19 protein-coding genes are annotated in these 26,153 nt (G+C 58.6%); 4 read left to right on the forward strand and 15 right to left on the reverse strand.

Going from position 1 to position 26,153, the window contains the following annotated elements; all coding sequences use genetic code 11:
- Window positions 1-10: 10 nt before the first annotated feature.
- The 12 genes from recD to rppH all read right to left on the reverse strand — a co-directional run bounded on the left by recD (window position 11) and on the right by rppH (window position 18,235).
- Window positions 11-1,849, reverse strand: a complete 1,839-nt coding sequence (gene recD / locus EDF81_RS11800) for an exodeoxyribonuclease V subunit alpha (RefSeq protein ID WP_123348315.1) — start codon at window positions 1,847-1,849, stop codon at window positions 11-13.
- Complete coding sequence (gene recB / locus EDF81_RS11805; RefSeq protein ID WP_123348316.1) at window positions 1,849-5,391, reverse strand: exodeoxyribonuclease V subunit beta; 3,543 nt, start codon at window positions 5,389-5,391, stop codon at window positions 1,849-1,851. The genes recD and recB overlap by 1 nt, the downstream gene beginning before the upstream one ends.
- Window positions 5,388-8,270 (reverse strand): pitrilysin, encoded by a 2,883-nt coding sequence (gene ptrA / locus EDF81_RS11810; RefSeq protein WP_123348317.1) that lies wholly within the window; start codon window positions 8,268-8,270, stop codon window positions 5,388-5,390. Before ptrA ends, recB begins: the two co-directional genes overlap by 4 nt.
- A 17-nt stretch (window positions 8,271-8,287) precedes the next feature.
- Window positions 8,288-11,659, reverse strand: a complete 3,372-nt coding sequence (recC, locus tag EDF81_RS11815) for an exodeoxyribonuclease V subunit gamma (RefSeq protein ID WP_123348318.1) — start codon at window positions 11,657-11,659, stop codon at window positions 8,288-8,290.
- A 56-nt stretch (window positions 11,660-11,715) separates the two neighbouring features.
- The gene (locus EDF81_RS11820) at window positions 11,716-12,039 is read right to left on the reverse strand and encodes a prepilin-type N-terminal cleavage/methylation domain-containing protein (RefSeq protein WP_123348319.1); all 324 of its coding nucleotides are present in this window, start codon (window positions 12,037-12,039) and stop codon (window positions 11,716-11,718) included.
- The gene (locus EDF81_RS11825) at window positions 12,024-12,431 is read right to left on the reverse strand and encodes a DUF2509 family protein (protein ID WP_123348320.1); all 408 of its coding nucleotides are present in this window, start codon (window positions 12,429-12,431) and stop codon (window positions 12,024-12,026) included. Before EDF81_RS11825 ends, EDF81_RS11820 begins: the two co-directional genes overlap by 16 nt.
- Entirely contained in the window at window positions 12,428-12,985 is a 558-nt protein-coding gene (locus EDF81_RS11830) for a prepilin peptidase-dependent protein (RefSeq protein ID WP_260232713.1), read from the reverse strand. The genes EDF81_RS11825 and EDF81_RS11830 overlap by 4 nt, the downstream gene beginning before the upstream one ends.
- Complete coding sequence (locus EDF81_RS11835; protein WP_123348322.1) at window positions 12,985-13,449, reverse strand: prepilin peptidase-dependent protein; 465 nt, start codon at window positions 13,447-13,449, stop codon at window positions 12,985-12,987. Before EDF81_RS11835 ends, EDF81_RS11830 begins: the two co-directional genes overlap by 1 nt.
- A gap of 164 nt (window positions 13,450-13,613) precedes the next feature.
- Entirely contained in the window at window positions 13,614-14,408 is a 795-nt protein-coding gene (gene thyA, locus EDF81_RS11840; RefSeq protein WP_123348323.1) for a thymidylate synthase, read from the reverse strand.
- Window positions 14,409-14,414: 6 nt separating this feature from the next.
- A complete protein-coding gene (gene lgt / locus EDF81_RS11845; protein ID WP_123348324.1) occupies window positions 14,415-15,287 on the reverse strand; it encodes a prolipoprotein diacylglyceryl transferase in 873 nt (290 codons plus the stop codon).
- A 155-nt stretch (window positions 15,288-15,442) separates the two neighbouring features.
- Window positions 15,443-17,689, reverse strand: coding sequence for a phosphoenolpyruvate--protein phosphotransferase (gene ptsP / locus EDF81_RS11850; protein WP_123348325.1), 2,247 nt, complete (start codon window positions 17,687-17,689; stop codon window positions 15,443-15,445).
- A gap of 12 nt (window positions 17,690-17,701) precedes the next feature.
- Window positions 17,702-18,235: an RNA pyrophosphohydrolase gene (rppH, locus tag EDF81_RS11855; protein WP_123348326.1), complete on the reverse strand. Its 534-nt coding sequence runs from the start codon at window positions 18,233-18,235 to the stop codon at window positions 17,702-17,704.
- A 683-nt stretch (window positions 18,236-18,918) separates the two neighbouring features.
- Here rppH and mutH point away from each other — a divergent pair.
- The 3 genes from mutH (at window position 18,919) to EDF81_RS11870 (ending at window position 21,108) form a co-directional block, all read left to right on the forward strand.
- A complete protein-coding gene (gene mutH, locus EDF81_RS11860; protein ID WP_123348327.1) occupies window positions 18,919-19,614 on the forward strand; it encodes a DNA mismatch repair endonuclease MutH in 696 nt (231 codons plus the stop codon).
- A 110-nt stretch (window positions 19,615-19,724) separates the two neighbouring features.
- Window positions 19,725-19,943 carry a YgdI/YgdR family lipoprotein gene (locus EDF81_RS11865; RefSeq protein WP_123348328.1) on the forward strand — a complete coding sequence of 73 codons (219 nt, stop codon included), beginning with the start codon at window positions 19,725-19,727 and terminating at the stop codon, window positions 19,941-19,943.
- 124 nt (window positions 19,944-20,067) lie between these two features.
- Window positions 20,068-21,108: an NADP(H)-dependent aldo-keto reductase gene (locus EDF81_RS11870; RefSeq protein ID WP_123348329.1), complete on the forward strand. Its 1,041-nt coding sequence runs from the start codon at window positions 20,068-20,070 to the stop codon at window positions 21,106-21,108.
- Window positions 21,109-21,171: 63 nt separating this feature from the next.
- Here the strand turns inward: EDF81_RS11870 and dinQ are convergent, their stop codons facing one another.
- The 3 genes from dinQ to aas form a co-directional block, all read right to left on the reverse strand.
- Complete coding sequence (dinQ, locus tag EDF81_RS24370; RefSeq protein WP_404851529.1) at window positions 21,172-21,255, reverse strand: damage-inducible type I toxin DinQ; 84 nt, start codon at window positions 21,253-21,255, stop codon at window positions 21,172-21,174.
- 382 nt (window positions 21,256-21,637) lie between these two features.
- A complete protein-coding gene (gene lplT, locus EDF81_RS11875; RefSeq protein ID WP_123348330.1) occupies window positions 21,638-22,831 on the reverse strand; it encodes a lysophospholipid transporter LplT in 1,194 nt (397 codons plus the stop codon).
- Window positions 22,824-24,983 carry a bifunctional acyl-ACP--phospholipid O-acyltransferase/long-chain-fatty-acid--ACP ligase gene (aas, locus tag EDF81_RS11880; RefSeq protein ID WP_123348331.1) on the reverse strand — a complete coding sequence of 720 codons (2,160 nt, stop codon included), beginning with the start codon at window positions 24,981-24,983 and terminating at the stop codon, window positions 22,824-22,826. The genes lplT and aas overlap by 8 nt, the downstream gene beginning before the upstream one ends.
- Before the next feature lie 213 nt (window positions 24,984-25,196).
- Between aas and EDF81_RS11885 the strand changes: the two genes are divergently transcribed.
- On the forward strand, window positions 25,197-26,030 hold the full coding sequence (locus tag EDF81_RS11885) for a class I SAM-dependent methyltransferase (protein ID WP_123348332.1): 834 nt from the start codon (window positions 25,197-25,199) through the stop codon (window positions 26,028-26,030).
- Window positions 26,031-26,153: the final 123 nt, after the last annotated feature.

Consider the following 26,153-nt stretch of genomic DNA (forward strand, 5'->3'; position numbering starts at 1 on the left):
GGGGCCACGCTTATTCCATCCCGGTAAAAAATGCCGCCAGGCCGCTGCGTCGCTGCGTGCGGGTCGCGATAGCCTGAGCCAGGATCTGCGGATCGGCATACAGCGACAGCTGACGCCGGGCGCGGGTAATCGCGGTGTAGACTAACTCGCGGGTCACCACCGGCGTGCGCTGTGACGGCAGGATCAACGCGGCATGGTCAAACTCAGACCCCTGCGACTTATGCACCGTCATCGCCCAGGTCGTATCATGTTCCGGCAGACGGCTGGGCTGCACCGACTTAATGGTGCCGTCGGCCAGCGGGAACCAGACCCGCAGCCCCTGGCCACGATCCAGCGCAATCCCGATATCACCGTTATATAAGCCCAGGGCGCTGTCGTTACGGGCAATCATTACCGGACGACCTTCATACCAGCGACTGTGGCGAGGCAGATAGATCTTACGCTTGCGCTGGAGCTGCTGCTCAAGCTGAGTATTCAGGCCGCTTACGCCCCAGGGGCCTTCGCGCAGGGCGCAAAGTAGCTGAAACTCCCCGAAAGCGGCCAGCAGTGACTCTGGCGATGCGCGCTCGCGCAGCAGGCTCAGATAGCGATCGTAGCCCCTTTCAGCGGCATCCAGCATCGCCTGATACGCTTCGGTGGTTTGTAGAGACTGTCGGGTGATATCGCTATAGCCATGGGCGAAGACCGCCTCCAGGCCCTTTTTATCCCCCCGGTTCACCGCCGCCGCCAGCTGACCGATGCCCGACTGGCTGCCGAAGCGATAGCTTTTTTGCAGCAGGCAGAGACTGTCGCGCAGCGATCCGGCCACGCTCCCCTCACCGGCTGGAACGGTCGCGCCGGTCAGGCGGCTCAGCTCGGCGGCACGCGCTGGCGTATAGCCGGCGCCGGCCCAGGCGCAGATATCGCCCAGCACGGCACCGGCTTCGACGGAGGCCAGCTGATCCCGGTCGCCGAGGAAAATCACCCTGCCGTGCGGCGGAAGGGCGTCAATCAGACGCGCCATCATCGGCAAGTCGATCATCGAGGCTTCATCGACCACCAGTACATCAAGGTGGAGTGGGTTACCCGCGTGATAGCGCATCCGCTGGCTACCGGGCTGTGCGCCCAGCAGGCGGTGCAGCGTTCCGGCATCCGTCGGCAGCATCGCCTTTTGTGCCTCATTCAGGTTTAGCTGCCGTAACGCACCGCCGAGAGACTCGCTTAAGCGGGCGGCCGCTTTACCGGTCGGTGCCGCCAGGCGAATACGACAGCGGCTCTCACCGGCCATATGGATCAACGCCGCCAGCAGTTTTGCCACGGTCGTAGTTTTACCCGTCCCTGGCCCGCCGGAGATCACCGCGATACGTCGGGTCAGGGCGACCGCTGCGGCCACTTTCTGCCAGTCAACCTCTTCGCTCTGCGGGAACAAGTCGGCCAGCGTCTGCGTCAACAGCGCTTCATCCTGGATCAGAGGTGCGTTAGCCTCGCTGAAAAAGCGGGCCACCACCTGCTCGTTATGCCACATCCGGTTCAGGTAGAGACGATCATCGCGCAGGATCAGCGGCGTCGCACCTTCCCCGTCACTGACCGCAGGCGATGCCATCAGCTGCGCCAGCCAGCCGTCGGCGTCGCCCGCCGCGGCAAACAGCTGCTGTTCGGCCTCTTTTGCCAGGCCGCTCAGCGAATCGTCCGGTACCAGACGAGACAGCGGCAGACACACATGCCCTTCCCCCGCATCGCGGCTGACCAGCGCCGCCGCCAGCATCACGGCGGGTTCATTTTCTTCCGCCACCATCATGGCGAACTGTGCATCCAGCGGACGCAGCAGCCTGTGCTGGACCGCATCCTGTAACAGCCTGTGCATCGACATTACGCCACCTCCTGTGCAGCACCGGCAAAGAGCGCGTCCAGTTCGTCAATTAACCGCACGTCCGGCCGGGTGGTAAAGATCCCCTGCCCCGGCGCAGCATGATCGATGCCGCGCAGAAACAGATAGATCACGCCGCCGAAGTGCTGCTGATAGTCATAGTCCGCCAGGCGATGGCGTAAATAGCGGTGCAGCGCCAGGCTATAAAGCTGGTACTGCAGTTCATATCGGTGGGACTGCATCGCCTGAGCCATCGCCGTTTCCGTGTAAGCCTCGCTGTTCTCGCCCAGCCAGTTAGATTTGTAATCCAGCAGGTAGTAGCGGCCATTGTGGCGGAAAACCAGGTCGATAAAGCCCTTTAGCATCCCGCGCACCTGCTGAAAATCCAGCGTCGGACAGCCCGCCGAGAGCGGATCGTAACGCCGGGTCAGCGCATCAAGCGCCGCTGCGTCCAGGGGGGCGCTGATAGGCAGATAAAACGCCATCTCGACCTGTTTATCCCGCCCGCCAAGCTGGCTAAGCGACACGCCGCTATCGCCCAAAGGCGCTTCCAGGACCGTCTGCACCCAGCGACTCAGCACCGGCTGCCAGTGCGCGTCATAGCCGCCCTGCTGTAGTTTTTCCAGCATCCAGGCCTCGTCAACCGGCTGGGTAAAATCAAGTTCTTCAAAAAGGCCGTGCAAAAAGGTGCCCGGCGATGCGCCGCGAGGGAACTGATGGGGCGTGAGTTCCGGCTCCGGCACCACCTCGCCAACGCCTGCAGCGTCAATATCCAGACGCGGGAGTAAATCCTGGGCAATGGCATGCCCCTGCTGCTGCAGCCCGGAGTAACTGGTCACCCGCCAGTCATCCCGCAGGGTGCGCGTGACCTGACGGGCACTCAGGGCAGGCAGGGTTTCACCCGGCGGCTGCCAGCGCGTATTATCCGCTGCGGGCGGTGTTTCCAGCACGATATGCTGCCCACAAAGCTGGCCCAGGCTGGCCGCCAGCCCGCTGGCATCCTGCGGCTCACCTTTCTGAATCAGGCGACCGAGAGCACTATGGTGGAAATCACTGTCCGCCGGTTTATCGCTGCGGCGACTGGTCAGGGGCGCAATACCGAGGCTACAGTGCCAGATGGCGCGGGTTAGCGCCACGTACAGCAGACGCAGATCCTCCGCCAGTCGCTCGGCCTCCGCCAGCTCAATACTCTCTTCGGATCCCGACAGATCCAGCATCGCCTCAAAGGTTTTCCGGTCATGGTAGAGCGCCTGATCCTGCTTGCGGAAGCGGGCAATAAAGGGTAGCCAGACCAGGGAGTACTCCAGCCCCTTAGATTTGTGGATCGTGACGATCTGCACCAGATGACGATCGCTTTCGAGACGCATCTGCTGGCTGCTGGCGCTGGTGTCCGGGTCGGCAATACGTTGCGACAGCCAGCGCACCAGAGCGTGTTCGCTCTCAAGCGAGGCCGCCGCTTCCTGCAGCAGTTCGCTGATATGCAGGATATCCGTCAGACGACGTTCGCCACCCGCCGTAGCCAGCAGGTTCTCGGCAATACGTCGGGTCGTCATCAGCGCACGCAGCATCGGCATCACGCCGCGCTTTTGCCACTGCTGGCGGTAACCAACAAACTCCTCGACCACCGCATCCCAGGCATTTTCGTCCTGGTTCAGCGCCTCAAGATCCTGCGCATTCAGCCCCAGCATACTGGTCGCCAGCGCGCTACGCAGCGTGCCTTCATGCTCCGGGGTCAATACCGCCTGCAGCAGCCACAGCATCTCCTGCGCCTCTGGCGTGGTAAAGACGCTGTCGCGATTTGAGAGATAGACGGACGGTATCCCCAGCGCATAGAGCGCATCGCGGATCTGCGCCGCTTCCTGGCGGCTGCGCACCAGCACCGTAATATCGGAGGCCTGCACAGGACGGGATTTATCCCCGCGCCACAACAGCGCCTTGCCCTGCTGCCCGGCGCTGAGCCAGTCGCGGATCTGACCCGCGCACAGCCCGGCCATAAAGCTCTGATAATCACCGGAGCCGACGCCTTCGCCCGGCATCAGCCAGAGGCTCATGGCCGCCTGCGTCTCGCCGTCAATCTCAAAGCGCAGACCGCTGTTTTTCTCTGCGGGTTTAACGGGCCAGAAGGGAATATCGCGGAACATAAAGGCGTTATCCATCTGGCTGAACAGCGTGTTTACCCCTTCGACCACGCCAGGAGCCGAGCGCCAGTTGGTGTCCAGCGTATAGTGAGCGCTGACATCGCCGCGCGCCTTCATATAGGTAAAGATATCCGCGCCGCGAAAGGCGTAGATCGCCTGTTTCGGGTCGCCAATCAGCAGCAGGGCGGTGTCCGGCTGGCGGTGCCAGATGCGGCGGAAAATACGGTACTGCTGTGGGTCGGTATCCTGAAATTCATCGATCATCGCTACAGGAAAACGCTGGCGGATGGCGGCGGCCAGTGCCTCACCGCTGGCGCTGCGCAGCGCCTGATCCAGCCGACTCAGCATATCGTCAAAACCCAGCTCGCCGCGTCGACGCTTCTCTTCGGCTACCGCTTCGCGGATCTCGACCATCGCCTGCGCAATAACCAGATCGTCAAGGGTTAACGGCCCGGCCAGCAAATCATCGACCGCCGTGAATAGCGGATGCTCCGGCACCGTGCCGTTGGGTTTAGTCCGTTCGACCAGAAATACCTGGGAAAATTTTTCCAGCGCGTCGGGCAACTGATAGTGGCGGGTCTCTTCCTGCGCCCAGGCCGAGACTTTATCGAGCCATTTGCCCTGGTTGCCACGGTTGAATTTACGCCGGTCAATATCAGAGGCTTCCAGCACCCCCTCCAGCTCTGCCGATTCCGCCAGCCACTGGTTTTTCAGCGCGGTAATACGCGCCAGGATCTGCTGGTGCCGCACGGCGAGGGTTTCGCCCTCGGGCGGCGGGGCTTTAATCTGCGGCGCCTCACCCTGCAGATAGCGGTCGATAGATTTCAGCAGCGCCTGCGGCCCCTGCCAGGAGCGGTGGATCACCTCGGCGATATCGCGGGAGAGTGGATAGCAGTGACGACGCCAGAAGTCGGCACAGGCCTGATAGCGCAGGGAGGATTCGTCTTCAATCAGCTGCTGTTCGAAGAGCATGCCTGATTCAAAGGCGTTAAGGCTGAGCATCCGCTGGCAGAAGCCGTGGATAGTAAAAACGGCGGCTTCGTCCATCTGTCGCTCCGCCAACAGCAGCAGGCTGGCCGCCTGCTGTTTATCGTCGATCTCGTCCAGCAGACGGGCGTAGAGCGGATCTTGCGTACTTCCGCGCAGGCAGGCGATACGCAACTCGTGGATATTGCTGCGAATACGCCCGCGCAGCTCTTCGGTGGCAGCCTCGGTAAAGGTCACCACCAAAAGCTCTTCTACGCTGACCCGCCGGGGAAAGGCGGCGCTGCCGCCCAGCCCCAACAGCAGGCGCAGATAGAGCGCGGCGATGGTATAGGTTTTTCCGGTGCCCGCTGAGGCTTCAATCAGGCGCTCGCCGCTTAGCGGCAGGCGCAGGGGATCCAGGGACTCGGCGGCCTCGGTCATTCTTTCTCACTTATCAATGGCAGGCTTTGCTGCAGGGCACTGACGCTCTCCTGAACGCTAAAGCCTTCAGGGCGCGCATAGTCCGCCTTACCGTGCTGACCGGCAATCTGGGACAGGACCATCATCCCCTGCGGCTTAACCACCGTCTGGTGGAAGAAGTCGGCAAGCTGCTGCGGCGTCAGTAATTTAATCTGTGCCACAATTTTATCACGTGAATCGAAACGCATATTGCCGCGATCGAAATCTTTGCTCAGCCGGGAAGCCTCTTCACCGAGGGTTTGCGGCGCCTGCTGCATCTGAGCGATCACGCCCTGGCGGATTTGCTCAAACTCTTCCGGCTTCATTGCCCGCAGCCGCGCTTCCGCCGTTGGGAAGAAGGCCTGATAGCGCTGCCACAGATACGCGGGCTGACGATCGCTGCTTTGCAGCAGGAAGCCCATGCCCCACTGACGGCCGATGCTCATCGGGAAGGCAAATACCGCATAACCAAGCTGCTCTTCCGTACGCAGCTGGCTATAGAACCAGGGCTGAATGATTTGCCCGACCATCGTGCTCAGGGCCGCGCTACGGAACTCATCGATACCAATCGGGGTAAAGACGGCTGCCAGCGCTGAATCCGTGCTGCTGCCTGCCTTCTCGAAAATCACCGACTGTTTTTTATCAACCTGTACCTCTTTGTTGCGGCTCCACTCGCCGCCCTTTGTCCCCAGCTGAGACTGAACGTTATGGGCCAGTTCTTTGGCCCGCTGCTGGCTCAGGTTGCCGACCACCAGAAACTCCGGGCAGGCGTTGGTTTTTAACGCCTCACGATACGCCATCAGTTCAGACAGCGTAATCGACGGCAGCAATTCACGACGCTCCTCACGCTGGAAGTACGGCACCTGAGAGAGCATCTGCACCGGCACAATAGCCTGTTCGTAGGCCTTGCCCTTCTCCGCCGAATCCATCATCTGTATATACCAGGACTTCGCCTGGGCCAGCTGCTCTTCGGTCGGGGTATAGCTGAAGTATCCATCCAGCAGGGCGGTAAACAACTGAGGGAGACGCTGGGTGTAACCGTTGGCGTTCAGCATCAGGCCGTTATTGGCGTTGGTCGAAAAACCGATTCCACCTACCGCGGCCTGATTGCTCAGTTCGTCGAGGGCAAGCCCGGCCAGATAGTCATTCAGCGCAAACATCACCTGATTGCGGGCGGTATCCATCGCCTGCGGGTTGCGCAGCACCACGCTGACGTCGGCTTTCGGCTCGCTGTTAAAGTAGCGCCCCGGCGTATAGACCACCCGCAGATTCGGTTCGTCGACAATCAGCTTCGGATGCGGCCAGCTTTTCTCGGCCGGAAGCAGGGTGAAGTCATCCGGAATATAGGGGTTGAGGGTCGGCAGCTGCAGCGGGATCGCGCTGGCCTCTTTCTGCCAGGTGTTAAAGGTCTGCGGACTGATTTTATCGACCTGATAAGGCGCCTCGACAAAATAGGCGGTTTTGTTATGCGGCTCATTCGGGCTGATATACCAGATACGCGCATTTTCCGGCGTCATCATCGCCAGACGGGCCTTCACCGCATCGGCATCGAAACGGTCGGCGATGTTGACCGCATCCAGCGTATGCTCAACCGGAACGCGGATCATGGTGTCCGCCAGCCACTCGACGTAGCCCATATCGCGGGTGATCGACGGGTAGCGGAAATCGAGATCCAGCACGTGGGCCAGCTCGTCGAAGTAGCGCTTATCGACCCCTTTTTCACGCAGCACGTTGAGGTAGCTGAAAATCGCCGCAACGACGCGGTCGCGATTGGCCAGGCCTTTATCCGTCAGCGTGGCAGAAATCGCCAGCACGCCGCTGTTGCCGTTCACCACCGGATCGGAGTCGGCACGGATGCCTTCCACCAGACCCTGCTCCTGGAGCCAGTCGGAGAGCGTCCCTGGCGTTCGGTTGCCAATCAGATAGGTCAACAGTTCGTCGGTTTTACTGCGGAACTGCGGGGTATTGTCGTCAATACGGAACTCAACGCGCAGCACTTTACGCGGCAGCGCCGGGACGTAGTGAATAATGATGCCTTTCTCTTTATCGGTCACCACCGGCACGTCGATTTCCGGCTTCTGGATATTCTTATTGGCGACGCGGCCATAGGTACGGGCGGCGATTTCCGCCAGCTCGGGCAGCGGCTTGTTGCCGTACACCACCGCCTTCATCAGATTGGCAGAGTAGTATTTTTCGTGAAAGGCCAGCAGGGCATCGTGTACCGGGCTGCCAGGCTTATCGCTGAGGGTTTCCAGATTCCCACCGGAAAAACGCGCCCCCGGGTGTGCCGGGTTAATGGTTTCTGCGCTGACCTGGGCCATACGCATCCCGTCGCGGGTACGCGCCATGGTCAGCTCGGCATTGACCGCATTGCGTTCCCGGTCGGCATATTTCTTCTGCAACAGCGGTGCGGCAACGGCGTCGGCAAGACGATCAACCGCACCCTCAAGTGCATCGTTTTCCACCTCAAGATAGTAGGCAGTACGGTAAGGCGCGGTACTGGCATTGTGGCTGCCACCGTGCATTTTCAGGTATTCGGCCAGCGCATCAGCCTGTGGATAAGCCTTTGAGCCCATCAGGGACATATGCTCAAGGTAGTGCGCAAGGCCAGGATGGGTCTCGGGATCTTCCAGCGAGCCAACCGGCACCACCAGCGCCGAAAGGGATTTCACCGCCTGCGGATCGGAAACCAGCAGCACCACCATATCATTCGCCAGGCGGATCGCCTGATACTGACGAGGATCTTTTTCACTCTTACGAATCGTCTCCTGAATCGGCTGCCAGGTCGTCTGCGCCTGACTCAGGGGAGCCCAGAGGGCAATAAACAGAACAGCAATGTTGAACCAGCGGCTACCAGGCATTCAAAAACCTCATCACGTTACTCTGACGACTGAAAACGGAAGACCGGCAGCAAATAGCGGCGCGCCTGGGCAATGATTTCCGGGTAATCCTCGGTGGGCAGGGTGCGCCACAGACGCTGATACCAGACATCTTCACCTTCCCCGCTGACCACCATATTCCCTTCCCAGGCCTGCTTAAACTTGCTGTTCGCTTTTCGCTGCGTCTCCTCGTCCTCTAAAATGGCATCACTTACGGGGTCATAACAAGCCTTAATCCACGCCCCGCCGCTTTCCGGCAGCAACAGCAGCGGCTGCGCCATCCCTGAACGATACCCCTCAACCAGCTCCGTCAGGTAGGCCAGCGCCTGCTCTGCGTCCAGCGCAGGGAAGCGCCACTCTTCTTCTTTGCGCAAAAACAGTCGGCTTTCGCCCGTGCCGCCGCTGGCGCAGTACACCAGGTGCTCAAGCCAGAGCTGCATCCCCTGACTCACGCGGGGCAGCGACGGACGCCAGCGCAGCAGACCGTCGGCCTGGACCTGCGGCAGCCAGCCGGTGAGCTGCACGCCCGCGCACTGAAGATCGATCTCCCGGGTCTGGCCGGGCTGGCGACAGGCGATCACGCGATCGGCCAGCGCCTGCATCTCTTCGCGCTGGACATCCCAGGCGATTTCACCGAAGGAGCCAAAGGGCAGCGCTCCGGCGGCGCGATAGCGGCGGTACATCGCATCGGCATCCTGCTCCTCCACCAGCGCATTCAGCAGCTGGTGGTTGAGCTGATAACGTTCGAGGCCGTCGAGGGTAAAAGGTTCCGTTTCGGGAATATCGCTGTCACCGGCGCGGAAATTCACCCGCAGCCGTTGCTGGAAGAAGGCCCGCACCGGATGGGCCCAGAATCGCTGTAGCTGCTCGAATGACAGGGTTTCCAGCGCCGGTTCCGCCAGCGGCTGAATAAAGGCGCTGTGGGCCTCTCCCTGCTGACTGGCGGCAGGCAGCCACTCGCGGGCGTAGCTCTGCAGCTCGCCGCCGATAAAGTTCACAGCATCGAACGGCATCCGGCTGTGTTCCGTGGTGATATGGGCTTTCACCCGCCGTTCGCTCTCGTCGCAGTTTAGCGCCTCATCGCCGGGCAGGTAGTGGCTTTGCCCGATATAGTCCACCAGCTCCTGCACCAGCACGGAGGGGTAACGCAGGCTGTTATCCTGGATAGAGCGGCCGATATAGCTGATATAGAGCTGCTGCTCGGCGGAGATCAGCGCCTCAAGGAACAGATAGCGGTCATCGTCACGACGGCTGCGATCCCCGCGCTGGGGCTTCTGGCTCATCAGATCAAAGCCCAGCGGCGACAGGGTTCGCGGATAGACGCCGTCGTTCATCCCCAGCAGGCAGACTACCTTGAACGGGATTGAGCGCATCGGCATCAGGGTACAGATATTAACCGGCCCCGCGAGGAAGCGCTGGCTGATACGCTCCTGATCCAGGCGCTGCGACAGCTCGTCACGCAGTAGGGAGAGTGGTACCGCCTCGGCATAGTGCGCAGCGTCCCCCTGAGCAATAATCGCCTGCCACTGCTGTTCAATCAGGGCCAGCGCGGCTTCGGTGTCCTGGTCCGGCAGGAAAAAGTCGTCGAGCATCTCGCGACACAGGGGCAGCCATTCGCTTAACGGGCGCGGGCTGGAGAGCTTCTGCCGCCAGAGATTCAGCTGCATCAGGAAGCTGGCCAGATGCCCCACCAGACCGGCGATCAGCCCGCTGGACTCGTCATAGGGCAGCACCGAACGCCATTCACCGGTTCGGCTCTCCATCGCATAGCCCAGCAGCATACGCGTCAGGCCAAAGCGCCAGGTGTGCTGGCCGGTGACCGGGAGATCCATTTCCCGGACGTTGTCATCGTCAAGCCCCCAGCGCACGCCGGACTCGTTAACCCACTGACGCAGGAAGCGCAGGCCTTCTTCATCAATATCAAAGCGCGCCGCAAGCACCGGGACGTCAAGCAGCGCCAGCACGTCTTCGCAGAGAAAGCGGCTGTCCGGCAGCGACAGCAGGCTGATAAATGCCTGCAGCGCCGGATGTGCCTGACTCGCCCGGCGGTCGGAAATAGCCCAGGGCAGATAGCGTTCCCCGGTGGCGCTGCCAAACACCGCCTGAATAAAGGGGCTGTAGCTGTCGATATCCGCCACCATCACGATAATATCGCGCGGGGTGAGTTCCGGGTCCGCTTCCAGCATCGCCAGCAGATGGTCATGCAGGACTTCTACCTCACGCTGGGGACTGTGGCAGACGTGGAGACTCACGCTGCGATCCGCAGGATCGAGCAGGCGTTTACCGTCGCTGCGTTCAAATTCCTTTACCGTCACGCCTGCGACCGCCGCGCTCTCCAGCTCCAGCATATCGGACTGTAAATGATGCAGCAGGCCATCCTGGGGGAGCTCGACAAAGGCATCCAGCTCCTCAAAATGCGACAGCCCGGCCAGGAGATAGATATAGTCCCGCCCCTGTTTGCCCCAGGAGGCCAGCAGCGGGTTACCCACCGCCTGCTGGCCTTCGTCATCAAACAGCCCGGCGGCCTGGCTACCGTCACGGAACATCGGCACCGGCAGATCCTGCTGATGATGGCGGCGCTGACGGGTTACCAGGCGGGCAAGAAATGCCGGGTCTTTAATATCCCCCCAGTAATAGCGGCAGGGGTTGGTAAACAGGACATAGACATCGATATGCTTGCCCAGCGCCTGTAGCGCCTGCAGATAGACCGGCGGCAGCGCGGAGATGCCGCAGATAAACACCCGCGGCGGCAGGCCTTCCGGGCAGACGCTGGCGGATTCGAGGGTCTGAATAAAGCGCCCATAGAGATTGGCGCGATGCGACAGAGGCTGCCCCAGCGCCTGAGTGTGGGCCACCAGCGCTTTCCACAGCGGGGCCTGCCAGCGCTGGGCATCGCCGACGCCGGGCACCTGTTCGTCGGCTTCCCAGAGGGTCAGCCATTCCGGGCGATAGACCAGGTACTGGTCGTAGAGATCCGCCAGCCGGGAGGCAAGCTGAAACAGCTTGCGCTTGTCGGCGTCGTCGCTGAGATAGTGGCGCAGCATGGCGAAGTCCTCCTGTACCAGCATATCCGGCAGCAGGGTCATCAGCTTCCAGCTCATGCTCTGTTTGTTAAAGGCGCTCTCCGTCGGCACGTCCGGCAGGACGCGCACGAACATATCCCAGATAAAGCTGGCGGGCAGTGGGAAATCGATATTGGCGGCAATACCGAAGCGCTGGCACAGGGTCATCTGCAGCCATTGCGCCATGCCGGTACTCTGTACCAGCACGGTTTCAGGTTCGAAGGGATCGTCAAGCGGCTGTCGCCCGACAATAAACTCCATCAATGATTCCAGCACGTCCAGACGATTGGAGTGATAGACCCTTAACATGCTCGCTCCTGTTTGCAGCCGGTCCAGGCGTCTGCCCCCGACAGGCTTGCTGCTGATTACTGACCTGCCGGACAGTGTAACCGGGCCATCTGGCCCTGTCTTCCCGTCGGCGCGGTGATAGTGACGCTGATGCTGACACAACTTTGCTGCATTGTCTGCACACGCTTCGCCCGCCAGCCCGGGGGCAGTACGGGCGGCTGTCGCTGAGTCTGCTGCCAGCCAAAACGCCACAGCTGGCGATACTGTTTCTGCTGGGCCATACCCAGGCTTATCGCCCGGTGATAACCGGCCAGGGCGGTGATAACGATAACCAACAGCAGCATCGCCAGCAGGGTTTCGACCAGACTAAAGCCGCTCTGACGCTTCAGGGTGACTGACATAATGTTTCCTCCTTGAGCGGGCAGAAATCGCTCCAGCCGCGCGGGGAGAAAACAACGGCCCCCTTGACCACCTTGCCTGACCACCAGCGACGGGCGGATTGCCCCGTGGTGCTCAGCAGCAGCGTACCATCGGTAAAAATGCGCAGACAGACACGCAGCGGCACTCCTGTGGGCTGCCGACACTGCCAGGCTGCGCTAGCCAGCCAGCGCTGACTGCGCCCCCACTCCAGCGCCGAATGCGCGTCGGCGGCGTCACGTATCCGCCGGGATTCGCTGGCAACGCGGCCTGCCAGCGCCTGATACTGCTGGTTCAGGCCGCTGAGCAGCAGGCTGCCCAGAACCAAAAGCAGCAGCACCATCGTTATGGATGCCATTCCCCGCTGCCGCTTCACAGGTTATACCCCGTCACACTGTAGCGGACGGTTGCCGGCTGTCGGGGATAGCGCGTCAGAACCGCGGTCAGCGTCACCGTGAATTCCGGCGCAAACCCCGGGTACTGCCGACGTTCAACCTGAAAATTCTGTACCTGAAGGCTTGCCGGCTCGGTGATTCGCTCCCAGCCTTTTCCTTCGCAGGAGAGTGCACCCCGCAGGGTTTCGAGGGCGGCGCTCTGCAGACGAAAGCCAATCTGCTCGGCGGCGGTGGAAGCGGCCGGATCCCAGCGACCGTTGCCGTTGGCATCCCACTGTACCAGCACGCAGCGCCCCTCCCTGCCCAGTATCAGCGGCTGACCGCTGCAGACACCGCGACAGTAGCCTGCCCGCTGGAGGTGTTTCCCCACCGCGATTGCACGCTGCCAGAGCTCATCCTCCAGCGCCAGCGACTGCGTCTGACGTAATACCGCCCCCTGTAGCGCCGGCAAAAAGCGAGCGGCGCTAAGCAGAAGCACGCTGCCAATAGCCAGCGCCACCAGCACTTCCGCCAGGGAAAAGCCGCGCTGACGCACTAGCATGTACCGCCCTCTTGCGACGTGCACATTCTGATCCGTCCCTGCTCAGAGACCACAATCCGCCACTCACCGGCAGGGCTGCGCAGCCGGATATGCCCCGGCCAGGCCGTGTTGCGCAAACCATAAAACCCCAGCCCCGGCGTCAGCTCTTCAACCCTGACCTCCGGCCAGGACGCGCGGAGCGCAAAAGGATCCCCGGCCGGGCAGTGGGAACCGGCGGCTACGCTGTGCAGGCACCAGTCACCGTTCTCCTGCCCCAGCGCCAGCAGGTGATTTCTATTCTCCCCGTTGGCGTCGTCCCGCAGCCAGAACAGGAAATTACGTACCTGCCAGGCGGTTTGCCACAGGCGCTGCTGTTGCTGCCAGCGTTGCCAGCCGTGAAATCCTGCCGCGCCGAGTATCGCCAGCAGGGTGATCGCCACCAGGGTTTCGATAAGCGTATAGCCGCGTTGTTTCTCCATTCGCGCAGTGTGGCGGCAGGTCGCGGTGATAGCGAGGTGGTTTTCCCTCGCCTGCGTTCAGGCACGCAAACTGTTTGCTCGTTTGCAGCGCGATACAAAAAAACGGGAAGACGGGGCGAAAAAAAACCGGCGCTGAAAGCGCCGGTTACAGAGGTCAGAACAATTTAAATGGCTACCGGCGCTTTAATGCCCGGATGCGGGTCGTAGCCTTCAATCTCGAAATCATCGAACTGGTAGTCGAAGATCGAGTCCGGCTTACGCTTGATCACCAGTTTTGGCAGCGCACGCGGCTCGCGAGACAGCTGGAGATGGGTCTGCTCCATATGGTTGCTGTACAGGTGCGTATCGCCGCCGGTCCAGACAAAGTCACCCACTTCCAGGTCGCACTGCTGCGCCATCATATGCACCAGCAGCGCATAGCTGGCGATGTTAAACGGCAGGCCGAGGAATACGTCGCAGGAGCGCTGATACAGCTGGCAGGAGAGCTTGCCGTCCGCCACGTAGAACTGGAAAAACGCGTGGCACGGGGCCAGCGCCATTTTGTCCAGCTCGCCAACGTTCCAGGCCGAGACAATAATGCGACGCGAATCCGGGTCGTTTTTCAGCTGGTTCACCACCGTGGTGATCTGGTCGATATGGTGCCCGTCCGGCGTCGGCCAGGCACGCCACTGTTTGCCATATACCGGCCCGAGATTGCCCTGCTCATCGGCCCACTCGTCCCAGATAGAGACATTGTTGTCGCGCAGATAAGCAATATTGGTGTCGCCCTTCAGGAACCACAACAGTTCATGGATGATGGAGCGCAGGTGGCAGCGTTTGGTGGTGACCAGTGGAAACCCATCCTGCAGGTTAAAGCGCATCTGGTGACCAAAGATAGAAAGCGTGCCGGTGCCGGTGCGATCGTTTTTCGGGGTGCCCTCATCGAGCACCTTCTGCATCAAATCAAGATACTGTTTCATGATCCCTCAGGAAAGTTGTTGCTGCGGACGACGATAAGCCCAGACCATCATGATAATGCCGGCGACAATCATCGGAATCGAGAGGATCTGCCCCATGCTGATGTACTGAACCCACTCGCCGGTAAACTGCGCGTCCGGCTGACGGAAGAACTCAACCACAATACGGAACACGCCATAGCCGATCAGGAACAGGCCGGAGACGGAGCCGGTCGGACGCGGCTTGCGAATAAACAGGTTGAGGATAATAAACAGTACGATCCCTTCCAGCACCATTTCATAGAGCTGGGATGGATGGCGCGGCAGCATACCGTAAGTGTCGAAGACTGACTGCCACTGCGGGTTTGATGGCAACAGCGCGAGATCTTCTGCGCGCGAGGACGGGAACAGCATGGCGAAAGGAGAGTTCAGGTCGACGCGGCCCCAGAGTTCACCGTTGATAAAGTTGCCCAGACGCCCGGCGCCCAGGCCGAACGGGATCAGCGGCGCAATAAAATCGGCTACCTGGAAGAAGGTGCGTTTGGTGCGACGGGCGAAGATGACCATCACGCAGATAACACCGATCAGGCCGCCGTGGAAGGACATACCGCCATCCCAGACGCGGAACAGATAGAGCGGATCGGCAAGGAATACGGGGAAGTTATAGAACAGCACGTAGCCAAGGCGACCACCGAGGAACACACCGAGGAAACCCGCATACAGCATGTTTTCGACTTCGTTTTTGGTCCAGCCGCTGTCCGGACGATTAGCTCGTCGGGTCGCCAGCCACATCGCAAAAATAAAGCCCACCAGATACATCATTCCATACCAGTGGAGGGAAACCGGCCCGATGGAGAAAATCACCGGATCAAAATCAGGGAAATGCAGATAGCCACTGTTCATCTGTCACCACACGTTCTTGTTATTCCGCCGAAACCGACAGCGGCCATGATACACGCTCGCCCAAACGGGGCGGCGCTCCAAAGGTGCGGATCATAGCATAAGGCGGACTTACAGAGGCCTGTAAAGATGTAAAAGATATGTATACCCGCGCGCGCCTAACGCCCACCGCGGATCAGCCCGCCCATTCCCCGACGTTCCATAAAGGCCGCAACCTGGTGACGCACTTCCGTTGCCAGCTGGGCATCGAGGCTGCGCCGGGCGAGGATTTGCGCTTCTTCAGCGTCAATATGCCGCAGCAGGTACTTCACACGCGCCACCGAGCGACCGTTCATGGAGAGATGACGGAAGCCGAGGCCAATCAGGATCGCCACGCACATCGGGTCACCGGCCATCTCGCCGCACAGCCGCAAATCAATATTATGCTGCTCAGAGGTGTCTGCAATCATCGCCAGCGCCCGCAGAACGGCGGGATGCAGATTGTCATAAATGCTGGCGACGCGGGTATTGTTGCGATCTACCGCCAGCAGGTACTGGGTCAGGTCGTTGGTGCCGACGGAGATAAAGTCCACGCGGGCGGCGAGCTGCGGCAGCATAAAGACCATCGACGGCACTTCCAGCATCACGCCAATGCGCGGTTTCGGAATGGCGTAGCCGATCATCTCTTCTACCTCACGCCCGGCGCGCTCGATCAAACGCCGCGCCTCGTCCACTTCGTCGAGGCTGGTCACCATCGGCAACAGGATGCTCAGGTTACCGGTGGCGGCGTTGGCGCGCAGCATGGCGCGGACCTGGATCAGGAAGATCTCCGGTTGATCGAGGGTAATGCGGATCCCGCGCCAGCCGAGGCAGGGGTTCTCTTCGCTAATCGGCATATAGGGCAGCTGTTTATCCGCGCCGACGTCCAGCGTGCGCAGGGTCACCGGCTTGTCGTTAAACATCTGCAGCATCCCCTGATACTGGGCGACCTGCTCCTCCTCGGAGGGAAAGCCGCTCTGCAGCATAAAGGGGATTTCGGTGCGGTACAGACCGATACCGTCAATGCGGCTGCCGAGCTGCTGCTCGTGCTCCGGGCTAAGACCGGCGTTAAGCATCACCTTCACGCGCTCGCCGCTTTTCAGCTCGGCCTGGCGATCGACGCCATATTCTGCCAGCCGGGTTAGCTCGTTTTCTTCGCTGATAAGCCGCTGGTATTCCTGCAGCAGCACCGGTTCAGGATCAACCAGCAGCTCACCGCGATAGCCATCGACCACCAGAGTATGCATGTGCAGCATCGCGGGCTGAATATCAGCCCCCATCACCGTCGGGATGCCCATTGCCCTGACCATAATGGCAGCGTGCGAGTTGGCCGCGCCGTCGCGAACCACGACGCCCACCAGGCGGTCCTGTGGCAGCTCGGCCAGACTGGTGGCCGAGAGTTCATCAGCCACCAGCACAAAGCGTTCCGGCCAGGTATTCGGCCCCTGGATGGTGTCATCAAGATGGAAGAGCAGTCGCTGCCCGAGCGTGCGCAAATCGCCCGCTCGCTCTTTCAGGTAGCCATCGGTCAGGGCGGCAAACTGTTCGGCAAACTTCTCGATCACCGTCTTAACGGCCCACTCGGCCACGGAACCGCCATCGATTGCCGCGAAGAGCTCGCGCTTGAGCAACGCGTCGGACAGCAGGTGCGAATAGAGGTCAAAAATGGCGGCGGTTTCGTTTTGCGAACCGGCAGAGAAGCGTTTGCTGTAGCGGCGGAACTCACCGGCAGCCTCTTCCAGCGCAGCGGTGAGGCGCTCGCGTTCAGAGACGGTGTCCAGGGTTGAGGCCTGGTAGACCTGCTCCATCAGCGGCTGAGTGGTATCCACCCAGCCCTGCGCCACGGCCACGCCCGGTGAAGCCGGCAGCGCACGAATACGCGTTTGTCGGTATTGCCCGAACAGAGCAGCCAGCTGTGACTGGGAGAGAATCGCCGCCATTTGCGTGGCGAGAGTGACCAGGAAGGACTCTTCGCTTTCATCGAACTGGCGCAGCTCACGCTGCTGTACCACCAGCACGCCTAACAGCTGGCGACGCTGGATAATCGGCACGCCCAGGAAGGCGCGGAAGCGTTCTTCTTTTACCGACGGGATAAACTTAAAGCTGGGGTGCTTTTGCGCATCGGCAAGGTTAATAGGTTCAGCCAGTCGCCCGACCAGCCCGACAATCCCCTGGTCAAAGGCCAGCGCAATCGTGCGCCCGCGTGGCTTTTTCAGGCCACGCGTCGCCATCAGGTAGTAGCAACGCCGGTCGTGATCGGCCAGATAGACCGAACACACCTCGGTATCCATCGCCTGGCAGATGTCGGTAACCAGAATATTGAGCGCCTCGTCCAGACGCGGCGCACTGGCAACCTTCTCAACTATTTCTCGCAACCGGGTCAGCATGATCTGTGGGGCTTAACCTCTTTTACGTCGATAAGCGGGTGAACTTTGCGGCCTGGCGGATACGCTTTCTGCCAGCGTCATCGTGGCGCTGGCAAACTCTTTCATTACCCGACGGTAGACATCGCGTTTAAACGACACAACCTGACGCACAGGGTACCAGTAACTGACCCAACGCCAGCCATCAAACTCAGGTGTACTGCTGGTTTGCATGTTGATTTCCGTATCGCTGCCGACCAGTTGCAAAAGAAACCACTTCTGTTTCTGACCAATACAAACCGGTTTTGTATCCCAACGCACCAAACGTTTCGGTAATTTGTAACGCAGCCAGTTTCGGGTAGAGGCGAGGATCCGCACATCTTTGCGGCTCAGCCCCACTTCTTCAAACAGTTCCCGATACATTGCCTGCTCTGGCGATTCGCCAGGGTTAATGCCGCCCTGGGGGAATTGCCAGGAGTGCTGGCCAAAGCGCCTGGCCCACATGACCTGGCCCTGACGATTGCAAATTACAATACCGACATTTGGGCGGTAGCCATCGTCATCAATCACCGGACTACCTCAAAATAATCGTTAATGTGAACGATTGTTTCACACTCGTTGAAAGCGGTAAACCACTCTCTTAATGCAGGTTCACCGGATAACATTTGAATAACTCACAGTATTCACCCGAGTTATAAACAGCGGGTGGAAGAAAAGGGCCATTTTATTCACTTTTTCTGTGGATAGAGTTGTGAAAAAGTCCGTGATTACCCAGGGAAAACCCGGAAGGCGTCAAAGAGAGCCCGGCGAAAAGTAAATATTAAATAAATAGTATTCATCAAGTTACACTATTTATACCCGCAAATCCACCGCCTGTTTTCACCCCCGTTGGACGAAGGATCCTTTGACTGGTGAAAGATCAAACAGCGTCGGTTTTATCCACAGATTGTGCCACTATGTTAGGCACATTTTGTATGAAAATTCGATTTTCGTCGCACGTCAAGGCTGTAAATTGAGACAGTAGTGGGGGTTTTTCACAGTTATCCCACTTTTCTGTGGATAACAGGGTGTAAGATCCTGTTTATTGTCAGTGACCAGATTTGGAAAACCCAACATCCTGTTGCGCAACACCGGCGAAGAAAATTAAAAAAACTCAATAAATCAGATGATTACTAATTGCTGACAGAAAAAGGTAAACTCTGTCGACCAGGGTGTATAACTCTGCTTATTTTTTCACCAAAGGATTTTTTGTTATGTCCGGGCTGTCCCCGTTACGCACTCCCCCCGAATCTCAGGCCGCTCTGCTGGCCCAGGCGCAGCAGCTGGCAGGCTATACGCTTGGCGAGCTGGCATTACTTGCCGGCCTGCCCGTTCCACCTGATTTAAAGCGCGATAAGGGATGGATTGGCCTCCTGCTGGAGGTCTGGCTGGGTGCCAGCGCCGGTAGCAAGCCGGAGCAGGATTTCGCCACCCTGGGCGTGGAACTGAAAACGATCCCGGTTGACCGACAGGGCCGCCCGCTGGAAACCACCTTTGTGTGCGTCGCCCCTCTGACCGGCAACAGCGGCGTCAGCTGGGAAACCAGCCACGTTCGCCATAAGCTAAAGTGCGTCCTGTGGATCCCGGTGGAGGGCGAACGCAGCATCCCGCTGGCCGAACGTCGGGTCGGTTCGCCTCTGCTCTGGACCCCCAACGAGGAAGAGGATCGGCAGTTGCGCATGGACTGGGAAGAACTGATGGATCTTATCGTCCTCGGCGAAGTGGAACGCATTACCGCCCGCCACGGCGAGGTGATGCAGCTGCGGCCAAAAGCGGCCAACGGTAAAGCGCTGACCGAGGCGATAGGCGCTCGCGGTGAACCCATTCTGACCCTGCCCCGCGGTTTTTATCTGAAGAAGAATTTTACCGCCGCCCTGCTGGCCCGTCATTTTCTCCTGGGCGGGAGTTAACGCCTCTGTAGAGGGCATTCCAGCGGGCTTTTAAGATTTTCGCCCTTTCCCCTCACGTTTTTTCGCGTTATTACTAAAATGATAAGGTTCCGCGTAACGAGGAGAAGTAAATGAAAAAATGGGCAGTGGTCATTTCCGCAATCGGGCTGGCGTGCGTTGTTTCCGGCTGTAGTAGCGATTACGTGATGGCGACCAAAGATGGCCGAATGATCCTCACCGACGGCAAACCAGAGATCGATGACGAAACCGGGCTGGTGAGCTATGAAGATCAACAGGGCAATAAGTTGCAGATTAACCGTGATGACGTCTCGCAAATCATTGAGCGATAACTAAAGAAGGTCAGCCTCCCGCTGACCTTTTTGATTTTTTCCTTTCCCTTTTTGTTCTCCTCTGCCATGTTGATATTCCTTTGTCGGGACCTTCCCGAACCTGTCGATAAAAAAGGAAGCGGCTATGCACTATCACCGTATCCCCCACAGCTCGCTGGAGATCAGCACTCTGGGGCTGGGCACAATGACGTTTGGTGAACAGAACAGCGAAGCCGACGCCCATGAACAACTGGATTATGCCGTCAGCCAGGGCATCAACCTGATTGATGTCGCAGAGATGTACCCCGTCCCGCCGCGTCCGGAAACGCAGGGCCTGACGGAAACCTACGTAGGTAACTGGCTGGCGAAACACGGCAACCGTGAAAAGCTGGTTGTTGCCTCTAAAGTCAGCGGTCCGAGTCGTAACAGCGACAGCGGGATCCGCCCGAACCAGATCCTCGATCGCAAGAATATCCGCGAAGCGCTCGATGCCAGCCTGAAACGTCTGCAGACCGACTACCTCGATCTTTATCAGGTGCACTGGCCTCAGCGCCCGACCAACTGCTTTGGCAAACTGGGATATACCTGGAGCGACAGCAATCCGGCGGTAAGCCTGCTGGAAACCCTGGAAGTGCTGACCGAGTGCCAGCGCGCCGGGAAGATTCGCTATATCGGCGTATCCAACGAAACCGCCTTTGGCGTGATGCGCTATCTGCACCTGGCCGATAAGCACGATCTGCCGCGTATCGTGACCATCCAGAACCCCTACAGCCTGCTGAACCGCAGCTATGAGGTGGGTCTGTCAGAAGTCAGTCAGTTTGAAGGCGTGGAGCTTCTGGCCTACTCCTGCCTGGCGTTCGGCACCTTAACGGGTAAATACCTGAACGGCGCGCAGCCGGCAGGCGCACGTAACACGCTCTTCAGCCGCTTCACCCGCTACAGCGGCGAGCAGTCGCAGAAAGCGGTTGCCGCCTATGTGGATATTGCGCGCCGTCACGGACTGGATCCGGCCCAGATGGCGCTGGCTTTTGTTCGCCGTCAGCCTTTCGTTGCCAGCACCCTGCTGGGCGCCACGACGATGGAACAACTCAAGACGAACGTCGAGAGCCTGCATCTGGCGTTAAGCGAAGAAGTTCTGGCTGAGATTGAAGCGGTGCATCAGGTTTATACCTATCCGGCACCGTAAAAATGACGGGGATATTAAAGGCCAGAGAGTGGTAACTCTCTGGCCTTAATTACGTTTCCGCGGTTATCTAATGAACTGGCGGATCAATTCCAGCAGCGCGACTAACGCCTTTAGAACGATGAGAACTCTATCAAGCACAGTTTTCACCCGTTACTCCCTTAACAGGAGTGAGAGCACCACGGTTTACTCATACACTGCCTGTCACCGTGGCATCCCCATTGTTAGGTGTTGGAGCCCTCACTCCGGCCGGAGCACTGAAACCAGCACCACCTGAATCCAGCCAGGGCTTAAAAGCATTTACGCGCGTATCCGGAGCGATTTCAGCCACAGAGCTAACCTGGCTGAATATACGCCCTGCTGTTCATATAACAAGCGACACTGCTTGCAAAATAAGCATGCAACGAATAAAATCAATGTCGTTAGGTGGTGGAGCTCTCACCCACTCAGACCAGACGCTCTGAGCAAGTAATAAAAAAACCGACCTCACCAGTCGGTTTTTTTATATCTGAACGTTACACCCGTAGATTAACTAGCGACGGCGCTGCCAGATCCACAGCCCGCTAATCGCCAGCGCGAAGACCGCACCAAAGCCCACGCCCACCGCAATAATCGGGATACCGACCTTCACCGCCAGTGAATAGAGGCCCAGCATCAGCAGCATGGCGCCGTTTTCACCGAGATTCTGTACCGCAATCGCGTTACCGGCCCCGACCGTTTTCTTACCGCGCTCCTGCAGCAGCGCATTCAGCGGCACGATAAAGAAGCCCCCCATCACGCCAATCAGAATCAACAGCGCATAGGCAGGCAGCAGGCCCGTTTGCAGGGAGAAAATGAGCACGCCAACGCCAATCAAAATACCCGCAGGCATACAGCGCGAAACCGTCTCCAGCGTCACCAGACGCCCCGCAAGCCCCGCTCCCACCACAATCCCGATAGCGACCATGGCATTCAGGTAGGTTGGCGTCGCGTTATCGTGGATACCCAGCGCCACCGGCACCCACAGCACCAGCAGAAAACGCAGGGTGACGCCCGCGCCCCAGAACAGGCTGGTGCCGACCAGCGAAAAGCGCGTTTCACCGTCGCGCCACAGAGAGCGACAGGCGGCGAAAAAGCTACCGGTCATGGAGGTAAAACCCCAGGAGCGGCCGGGACGCGCCGCCGGAAGACGCGGGATCAGCAGGTTAGCCGCCACCGCCCCGGCGTAGGCCAGGGCGCAAATACCAAGCGCTGCCAGCACGTGCCAGTCCGCCAACACGCCGCCCGCCACCGAGCCAAGGAGGATTGCCGCAATAGTGGACGACTCCATTAGCCCGTTGGCTTTCACCAGCTTATCGCCGGTGGTCAGTTCGCCGAGGATGCCGTACTTCGCCGGAGAGTAGGCCGCCGCGCCAATCCCCACCAGCGTATAGCCGATAAAGGGATTTAGCCCAAGACAGATACTGGCCGCACCGACCAGCTTCATGGCGTTGGCTGCCATCATCACCCGGCCTTTAGCGAAGCTGTCCGCAATCTGGCCGACAAAAGGCGCAAAAAGAATGTAAGCACCCACAAACACCATCTGCAGCACCGGCTGGCTCCAGTCCGGATAGAACTGCGCCTTCATCAGGGCCAGGGTGGCAAACAGCAGCGCGTTATCACCAAAGGCGGAGAGAAACTGGGCGCAGAGCACCGCCTGCATGCCTTTGGACTTCAAAGAAGTGTTAGTGTGTACTGACTCACGCATCTTGTGGCTCCGCCTGCTCAACCATCGATTTAAGGGTGACGAAATCCGGCTTACCGCTGCCCAACAGCGGCAGCTGTTTAAGGAAGCGAATATCTCGCGGTACCGCCAGCTCAGGAATGCCCTGGGCACGTGCCTGCTGCTGTAGCTGTTCGCGGGTCAGTTGCTCGTCGGTAGTAAACAGTACCAGCGCTTCGCCTTTGGCGGCGTCACTTTTACTGACCGTGGCGTGCATTTTCTCCGCCGAGACGGCAAGAGCCAGCTGCTCAACCACTTCCAGCGACACCATCTCACCGGCAATTTTAGCGAAGCGTTTGGCGCGGCCCTGAATCTGAATAAAGCCCTGCTCGTCGAAGGCGACGATATCCCCGGTGTCATACCAGCCGCTCTCCAGTTCGCCCTCGGCATTTTCCGCCGTCGGCGTTTCCAGCACGCCCGGGCGTTCAACCCGCAGATAGCCGTTCATCACGTTCGGCCCTTTAAGCTGCAGACGACCGCCTTTTTCGATCCCCGGGACGGAGAGCAGACGCGCATCCATGCCCGGCAGCAGACGACCGACGGTGCCCGGCTTCGCCGCCATCGGCACGTTAATCGACACCACAGGCGCGCATTCGGTCACGCCGTAGCCTTCAAGAATGCGCAGGCCGAACTTATCCTGCCAGATCTGTTTCGTCGCCGACTGCAGTTTTTCCGCCCCGGCCACCACGTAGCGCAGACGGTAGAAATCATACGGATTGGCGAAGCGGGCATAGTGGCCGAGGAACGTTGAAGTGCCGAACAGCACCGTACAGTTGCGGTCATACACCAGCTCAGGCACGATACGATAATGCAGCGGGCTGGGATAGAGGAACACTTCCGCCCCGGTAAACAGCGGGGTAAACAGGCCCACGGTCAGCCCGAAGGAGTGGAACAGCGGCAGCGCCGACATAAAGCGGTCATTGGCGGTAAAGTCGGCGATGGTTTTAATCTGCTCAACGTTAGCCAGAATACTTTTATGGCTGTGGACAACGCCTTTCGGATTGCCCTCTGAGCCGGAGGTAAACAGGATAATCGCCGCCGATTCCGGCTGCTGCTTCACCTGCGCCAGGCGCGGCATCAGCAGGTGCGAAAAGATCCACAGTTTGTCCTGACGAGTGACATCCCCTTTCAGATCCTCCAGGAAAACCCAGCGTACCTGGGTGAGCTGCTCCGGCAGATGCCACAGCTTGCCCTTGTCGAGGAACTGACGTGAGGTAAAGACGGTTTTAATTTCCGCCGCGCTAATGGCGCTGGTCAGCCCTTTGACTCCGGCAGTGTAGTTCATCATCGCCGGAATACGTCCGCGAGCCACCGCCCCGAAAATTACCGCCGCGCTGATGGCCGCATTAGGCAGCATCAGACCGATGGTTTCGCCTTTCGCGCTGTATTTTTCAAGGATACGGGCAACAAACAGGGTTTTCATCAGCAGCTTGCGATAACTGTCCGGCGTGAAGTTAATATCCTCGATACAGGCTTTTCCCGCACCGTAGCGATCCTGCGCGCTGAGCAGCGCCTCATACAGGGTTTCACGCGGCCGCACCGCCATCCGGGCTTCCATCATTATCTGATGCAACACCTCTCCGGCGATCCGCCGACGGTCGCGTGCACGCGGCGCGTCGGGCATCTGGATCTGCGTAGGCGGCAGCAGATGCAGGGTAATACGCGGGAACAGACGACGCTTAACCAGCCCTTTCAGACGGCTGAAGTGGGTTAACTCCGCGCCTTCAATACGCAAAGGCACCAGGGTTGCGCCGGACTTCGCCGCGACAAACCCTGCGCCTTCGTAGATTTTCATCAGCGAGCCGGTTACCGAAAGCCGCCCTTCCGGGAAGATCACCACGGGACGCCCCTGTTCAACCAACCGCACCAGATGCTTGATGGACATCGGCCGCGTCGGGTCCAGCGGAACAAAATCGATAATCGAACGCAGCCAGCGCATAAACCAGCGCTCACTGATCGATGAGTAGACCGCAAAAACCGGCCGCACCGGCAGGAACAACGCCAGCAGGATCCCGTCAATAAAGGAGACGTGATTCGGGGTAATCAGCACCTTCTGTTGAGACAGCGCCGCCGTGTCACCGGTTATCCGTACGCGGTACAGCAGGCGGAAGAGGAAACGAAACAGTCCAAATAACATATCAACTCCATTTGCCAGACAAACAATGGATATCAGGTTACATGAGAAGGATAGCCGGAGCGACTGTTTATGGTGTCTGAAGCACTGCCGTATGACAGACTCACAGGGATATTTAACTCAATAGATTATGTTCATTTCTGGAAGCTTTTTCTCCATTAAGCACGCTAATACCGCTGATACAATATCAGTTCACTGGTTAACTATAGGTATAATATGGAAAATTTCCTGGAGCCCGACCAACTGCTTCAATCGTTAAGCTTTACTGAAATAGGTGAACGCCTGAATGTAAAGATAAAAAGCGGTAATCAACCCGACCTCACGCCTTATGCCGGAAGAAATATTATTTTTGACGACATTATCCTCAAACGAAATCTGACAGATAATCATTACGAAGATCAGTGCACGGCAAAATACTACTTTGATATATTTAATACAATCAAAGCCACTCTGGGCGAGGCAACCCGAATTGTTGAAGTGGGCGTTTTCATGGGTGGCAGCACGTCCATTTTAGCCGGTTGTGCGCACTATCTCGGCATGGAACTGGATTTAATTGATATTTGCCCTAATTTTTTACAGTTTGCCCGGGAACGTGCCCGCCGCAGCTACCCTGACGCCGTAGAGAGTCGAGTCAGAATGTTCCATGGCTCACTTCCGGAATATGTCAGAGATGTGTTGAAAAAAGAAGATAACATCAAGGTCATTATTCATCATGACGGCTCCCACTCCTTTGAACAAGTTATTCGGGATTTAGGCAGTCTCTATTACATCAGAAATAATGTACATAGCCTGTTGATACAGGACACAAACCTTCGCGGCATGCCAAAATATTTTAATTTCGTGGACTCCGCCGTATTTTCTATTTTCGGCCGGGATGTCAACTATGCCCCATTGGGATCGGTTTATCAAAGTACGGTGGGCCCCAACCAATGGGAAGGCAACTATGTAATGCCTGGCGAACCGGAAGGCATGTATATTCCGCTTAGCCATAATAAGTTTCACTACCCTCACCCAAGGATTACACTTGGGGATTTTTTTGAGGAAACTTAAAGAATTCCAGCTCTAATTCAAAGGATACTAGATCCCACTAAAAAATACATTGTAATTTAAAATTTACGCTGCAAAAAGAAACATTAAAAGACGGCCACCTTAGGCCGTCTCAATCACCAGGGA

Source organism: Enterobacter sp. BIGb0383 (assembly GCF_003751845.1).
Classification (GTDB): domain Bacteria; phylum Pseudomonadota; class Gammaproteobacteria; order Enterobacterales; family Enterobacteriaceae; genus BIGb0383.

Excerpts from the sequence above, each read along its gene's own strand:
- lgt (WP_123348324.1), bottom strand. The coding sequence starts at position 15,287 with ATGAACAGTGGCTATCTGCATTTCCCTGATTTTGATCCGGTGATTTTC.
- ptsP (WP_123348325.1), bottom strand. The coding sequence starts at position 17,689 with ATGCTGACCCGGTTGCGAGAAATAGTTGAGAAGGTTGCCAGTGCGCCG.
- EDF81_RS11885 (WP_123348332.1), top strand. The coding sequence starts at position 25,197 with ATGGAAAATTTCCTGGAGCCCGACCAACTGCTTCAATCGTTAAGCTTT.
- EDF81_RS11835 (WP_123348322.1), bottom strand. The coding sequence starts at position 13,449 with ATGGAGAAACAACGCGGCTATACGCTTATCGAAACCCTGGTGGCGATC.
- thyA (WP_123348323.1), bottom strand. The coding sequence starts at position 14,408 with ATGAAACAGTATCTTGATTTGATGCAGAAGGTGCTCGATGAGGGCACC.
- EDF81_RS11820 (WP_123348319.1), bottom strand. The coding sequence starts at position 12,039 with ATGTCAGTCACCCTGAAGCGTCAGAGCGGCTTTAGTCTGGTCGAAACC.
- mutH (WP_123348327.1), top strand. The coding sequence starts at position 18,919 with ATGTCCGGGCTGTCCCCGTTACGCACTCCCCCCGAATCTCAGGCCGCT.
- recB (WP_123348316.1), bottom strand. The coding sequence starts at position 5,391 with ATGACCGAGGCCGCCGAGTCCCTGGATCCCCTGCGCCTGCCGCTAAGC.
- lplT (WP_123348330.1), bottom strand. The coding sequence starts at position 22,831 with ATGCGTGAGTCAGTACACACTAACACTTCTTTGAAGTCCAAAGGCATG.
- EDF81_RS11870 (WP_123348329.1), top strand. The coding sequence starts at position 20,068 with ATGCACTATCACCGTATCCCCCACAGCTCGCTGGAGATCAGCACTCTG.
- ptrA (WP_123348317.1), bottom strand. The coding sequence starts at position 8,270 with ATGCCTGGTAGCCGCTGGTTCAACATTGCTGTTCTGTTTATTGCCCTC.
- EDF81_RS11865 (WP_123348328.1), top strand. The coding sequence starts at position 19,725 with ATGAAAAAATGGGCAGTGGTCATTTCCGCAATCGGGCTGGCGTGCGTT.
- recD (WP_123348315.1), bottom strand. The coding sequence starts at position 1,849 with ATGTCGATGCACAGGCTGTTACAGGATGCGGTCCAGCACAGGCTGCTG.
- aas (WP_123348331.1), bottom strand. The coding sequence starts at position 24,983 with ATGTTATTTGGACTGTTTCGTTTCCTCTTCCGCCTGCTGTACCGCGTA.
- recC (WP_123348318.1), bottom strand. The coding sequence starts at position 11,659 with ATGTTAAGGGTCTATCACTCCAATCGTCTGGACGTGCTGGAATCATTG.